At 44.1% G+C, this 5,369-nt stretch carries 4 protein-coding genes; all 4 read left to right on the top strand.

Going from position 1 to position 5,369, the window contains the following annotated elements:
- Window positions 1–210: 210 nt before the first annotated feature.
- The 4 genes from Q0668_RS11045 (at window position 211) to Q0668_RS11030 (ending at window position 4,989) form a co-directional block, all read left to right on the top strand.
- Window positions 211–927 (top strand): pyridoxine 5'-phosphate synthase, encoded by a 717-nt coding sequence (locus Q0668_RS11045; protein ID WP_298864263.1) that lies wholly within the window; start codon window positions 211–213, stop codon window positions 925–927.
- 665 nt (window positions 928–1,592) lie between these two features.
- Window positions 1,593–3,005 carry a type I glutamate--ammonia ligase gene (gene glnA, locus Q0668_RS11040; protein ID WP_298864260.1) on the top strand — a complete coding sequence of 471 codons (1,413 nt, stop codon included), beginning with the start codon at window positions 1,593–1,595 and terminating at the stop codon, window positions 3,003–3,005.
- 344 nt (window positions 3,006–3,349) lie between these two features.
- Window positions 3,350–3,787, top strand: coding sequence for an Hsp20/alpha crystallin family protein (locus tag Q0668_RS11035; RefSeq protein ID WP_298864257.1), 438 nt, complete (start codon window positions 3,350–3,352; stop codon window positions 3,785–3,787).
- Between the two features lie 386 nt (window positions 3,788–4,173).
- A complete protein-coding gene (locus Q0668_RS11030; protein ID WP_298864255.1) occupies window positions 4,174–4,989 on the top strand; it encodes an HAD-IIA family hydrolase in 816 nt (271 codons plus the stop codon).
- The last annotated feature ends 380 nt before the right edge of the window (window positions 4,990–5,369 follow it).

The raw sequence follows: 5,369 nt of genomic DNA, 5'->3' as shown, positions 1-5,369 counted from the left end.
TATTATCAGTGAACTATTCAATGAATTGATAAGATCCTGTGAGATTCCGGGATCTCGTTTCTGGATATTCTGTGTCAAACCTATAATATAGGGAATCATTCATGAAATGGGAGAGAACTTTATTCCTACTTCACTTGTCGGTTTGAGTGTTGTGAATTGTTTATCCTCAATCTGATCTGTCATTTGCTGTAAATAGAAAGTAATCCTACTATGCCGGCATTAGGTGTGAATATCGATCATGTAGCCACCGTTCGTCAGGCCCGTTTAACCTATGAGCCAGACCCCGTTTGGGCGGCTGTGCTGGCAGAACTGGGCGGTGCGGACGGAATTACTTTACATCTGCGGGAAGACCGGCGGCATATTCAGGACCACGATCTTTATACGATGAAGAAAACGGTTCAGGTGAAATTGAATTTGGAAATGGCGGCGGAAGAGGAGATGACCCGGATTGCCCTGGATGTGCGTCCCGATCAGGTTTCGTTAGTTCCGGAGAAGCGAGAGGAATTGACGACCGAAGGGGGGTTGGATGTCATAGCGAATTTTGACCGGGTCAAAAATTGTGTTGTTCAGCTTCAGAATGCTGGAATCGAGGTAAGTCTGTTTATTGATCCTGACCGGGAACAGATCGCAGCCTCAAAAAATGCAGGGGTCCATGCAGTTGAGATACATACGGGGCGTTATGCAGATGCGACTTCGGCTGAAGTTCAACAGACGGAGTATGAAACGCTGGTTAATGTATCTGAATTTACGATAGAACAGGGATTGAAACTGCATATGGGGCACGGTTTAACATATCGCAATGTTACTAGAATTGCTTCCATTCCCCATGTAAGTGAGCTCAATATCGGTCATAGCATTGTTTCCCGAGCTGTGCTGGTCGGAATGGAGCAGGCGGTGCGCGAGATGAAAGCTCTGGTCAGTATTTAGGCTGGAACGACAAATCAATGCAAATGCGGCAGAAACGCTGCATGAGCTACTTTTTTATGCAATCTCCATTCATTTTTGCGGCAATTGATCGATCTAAGGTGCCCTGATTCTCTGAAGCGGGGGATCGTTATTTGCGTCAAAGTCCATTTGCATTTCAGGAGTTAAGAAATTTCAAATCCGGCGGGGATTTACCAGAGAACTAGTGTCTGACAGTAGATTTCTGTAGATTGTTTCGTTACGGTAGTGAGCTATCAAGCAAGATACATCACCTGAAGTTTCCGTCAACCTCGAGCGTATTTGTATCTTGTGCCTATGGGTTTCGGTATGGTTGCGAGCTCCTGCAATCGCTTTTGTTCCAGCCGATCTACTTAAAATCATGATGAGCTTAAGTGACCAGGGAAATGTGAGTTGAGTCTTGAGATCACTTGAATGTTTGAGGGATTCAAACTGGCTCACACGCAGATAAGCAAAGGAAAAAGTAACCCAATGTGGCAACGGTTCTCGTTTTGCAAAGGGCTTGCTTTTTCGGTGGTCAGGCATTTTTGAACAGCCTGTTGCGCACTTTGCCTAGACTTATTGTGGATATGATCGGTTCTTCGCAGGTGAGAGCAAGACGGGGCTCTAGACTTGCAGTTTCACTCAGTTAAAAAGAGGAGCAATTTGCGATGACTCCCAAAGACTTTTTTGCATTTGCAGAAAAAAATGGCGCTAAGATGGTAGATTTAAAGTTTACCGATATCTTTGGCACCTGGCAGCATTGTTCGTACCCCATTAGTACCTGGGACGAAGGTACTTTTGAAGACGGCGTTGGTTTTGACGGTTCTTCCATTCGTGGCTGGCAACCGATTGACAGTTCAGACATGCTAGCCGTGCCTGATGCCTCGACCGTGAAAATGGATCATTTTTTCAAGGCACCCACAGTCAGTGTTCTGGCAGATATTGTGGATCCGATTACCAAAGAGGATTACAATAAGGATCCGCGTGGTGTTGCGAAAAAAGGGTTGGCTTATCTGAAACAGACAGGTATTGCAGACTCTTGTTTTATTGGTCCTGAACCAGAATTTTTCATCTTTGATGATGTGCGTTACCTCTCGAATCAAAGAGGGGCCATGTATGAAATCGATTCTTCTGAAGCCGCCTGGAATACAGGTAAATCCGAAGAGGGCAACCTGGGTCATAAAGTGGGTTATAAAGGGGGATATTTCCCTGTTTCTCCTATCGACAGCTACGGTGACCTGCGTGCTGAAATGGTTGAAGAACTGCAAAACGTGGGGATTGTCGTTGAAGCACATCACCATGAAGTTGCGACAGCCGGGCAGTGCGAAATTGATATGGAATTCGCACCACTGTTGCTGATGGCTGACCAGTTCATGTGGTACAAGTACGTAATTAAAAACGTCGCTAAGCGAGCGGGTAAGACCGTTACCTTTATGCCGAAACCAGTTTTTGAAGACAATGGTTCTGGTATGCACACTCATATCTCTCTCTGGAAGGATGGAGATACATTAATGGCCGGTGATGGTTATGCAGGCATGAGTGAACTGGCTCTGCATGCGATTGGCGGGATTATCAAACACGGTCGTGCTTTGATTGCCTTGTCAAACCCCACTGCTAACAGTTTCCACCGATTGGTACCCGGCTTTGAAGCACCTGTTACACTGGCAATGAGCCAACGTAACCGATCTGCTGCGTGCCGAATTCCGATGTATTCCGGAAGCCCGAAGGCAAAGCGTGTTGAATTCCGTTGCCCAGATCCAACTGCCAATGGTTATCTCAGCTTTACCGCTTTGATGATGGCTATGATTGATGGGATTCAGAATAAGGTTGATCCCGGCGAGCCTTTGGATCGTGATATTTATGATATGACTCCGGAAGAATTGGCTGAAACCAATGTTGCTCCCAAAACTTTGGATGAAGCATTGATTGCTTTGGAAGAAGATAGCGACTTCCTGACAGCCGGCGATGTCTTCAGTGAAGATTTGATCAAATCTTTCATCGTACACAAGCGGACCGAAGAATTGGATCCCATTCGTTTGCGACCTCATCCTTTCGAATTCGATCTCTACTATAACGCGTAAGCGTGATGTGGATTCGGTAATTGAGTAACGATTTAGATCAACTCGCAGTAAATCACTAGGTTTACTGCGAGTTTTTTTATTCAACAAGATGCTGCCAAAATGGCGATTCAAATATATTCTGTGCCGGTGTCAATATGGCAGTTGTTTCGTGGTTGAATCATTTGGGATTCGAATGACTCTTGATTGTAAGTGCTTAATTAAAAATGAATTAAGTCCGCTGCGCCGATTTTATACCTTGTTTGGCATGTTCTGTGCAATGACATGAACTATCAAGAATTGAATTCATGTGAACCAATGGGGTTCCGAAATCAATAAATGGGTATGTCATTTAAGGAGCAAATCTGATGTTAAGTACACACAAAGTCGGTTTTCCTTTTTCTGCAAGCCTGCGTTCAGAATTGGATGATGCGTTTAACCAAATGTTTGGCAAGTCTTTATCAGGACTGGAGGGTGCTTACTCACCTCTTTCCGTTTGGGAAGAAGAAGGAAAATATCACGTGGCACTCGATGTACCAGGCATGAGTAAGGAAGATCTTGCGTTGGATATTCAGGGAGGGCATCTAATTCTAACCGGCGAAAGGACCACTGAGGAAAATCGTGACTATCTGCATCATGAACGACGCTATGGCAAGTTCAAGCGTGTGGTCCAGATTCCTGATTGGGTCGATCCAGCCTCCGTCAATGCAACTTTGGATGCGGGAGTATTAACGGTTGTTCTAGATAAAAAACTGGAAAAGCCGCCCCGGAAAATTGAGATTCAGGATTTATCCAAATCTGAATAAAGGGCATTTAGTATTTCGCTTAGTCAAAAATTTGTTTGTTGCGGCCCCGATTGGTTTGTGGAAAACCAATCGGGTTTTTTTTATATCTAAAAAGTGCCATGTCTATTTGCTGAGCAACTTCGCTTAAATTCTAAGTCGCTCAAAAATTCCTGTGTGAGTTCTTGATTAAGAATAGGTAATTTTTTAAACCGTGATGATGTCAGAGAAATGATGAAAATATAGAGAACGTAAGAAGTTATCATCTTCCGGGTTTTCAATTATTTAAATTGTCTTAAGGGATACGGCACAACAATTGCCATGTGTTTACCCGTATGTTTCTATGCGCTGCTAGCTAAAGATTTTTCAATTGAGTCAGAACTCAATTTATCATTCAAGGACCGAAAGCAATGTTACCAGGATACTTAATTGACATGGATGGTGTCATTTATAGAGGGATTGACCTGATTGAGGGGGCAGTCGAATTTATCAATGAGCTAAAAAAGAGAGATCTGCCTTTCATTTTTTTAACGAATAACAGCCAGAGAACCCGACGGGATGTTGTGACCAAGCTCTTTCGGATGGGGATTACCGTTGGCGAAGAACATATTTTTACGTGTGCGATGGCAACTGCTCGTTTTTTGGCGCAGAGTAAGCCAAATGGTACCGCTTATGTAATTGGAGAAGGGGGCCTGTTACATGCTCTTCATCGAAATGGATATTCTATTGTGGACCATGATCCCGATTATGTCGTGGTGGGTGAAGGAAGATCGATGAACTTAGAGATGATCGAATCCGCGGTCAGAATGATTGAAAATGGTGCAAAATCAATTGCCACAAACATGGACCCTAATTGTCCCACTCAAAATGGTCTGCGACCGGGTTGTGGGGCAATTGTTGCTATGTTGGAAGCGGCAACTAAGAAAAAAGCATTTAGTGTCGGAAAACCAAGCCCTGTTATGATGCGAGCTGCTCGTCAGGAATTAGGAATTTCTTCTGCTCAAACCACTATGATTGGCGATACGATGGAAACGGATATTCTCGGTGGAGTTGAGATGGGATATCGTTCTGTGTTGGTTCTTTCGGGAGGAACATCATTGGCTGATTTGGATTATTATGCCTATCAGCCAGATCTGGTCGTCGATAGTATTGCCGATCTGGTCAAAGATAATTTCTTTCAGTTGAAGAATGACTACTTCCCGCAGGTCGACCGTCAGCGGGCCTGAAAATTTTAGTGTCTAGAAGAGATGCTATTGTAATTCGAGTGAAATTACACTGATTGGCACTGAACACTTTCCCGCGCGCATTGAGGTATTTCTGAAGGTACGCTACAATTCCTGAAAATAATGTAGTGAAAGTAAAATTTCACGATATTTACAGGATCAACTTTAATTTTGCGAACTGTCTATTGCTTCACTGCAGGTAGAAGATCTCTACAGGAATACTTGAATGGCACGACTGACTCAGGCCGATTTATCAGATCTCAACGAATCGTTTGAGGAACGAACTCCCACGGAACTGATTCATTGGGCGCAGGAAATGTTTGGATCTCGACTGGCAGCGTTGTCTTCAATGCAGAGAGCGGGTTGCGTTGTAGGGCACATGA

This window comes from uncultured Gimesia sp. (assembly GCF_937910335.1).
Classification (GTDB): Bacteria; Planctomycetota; Planctomycetia; order Planctomycetales; family Planctomycetaceae; genus Gimesia.
Note: the sequence above shows the minus strand (reverse complement) of the source record. Positions and strands in the feature narration are given on the sequence as shown.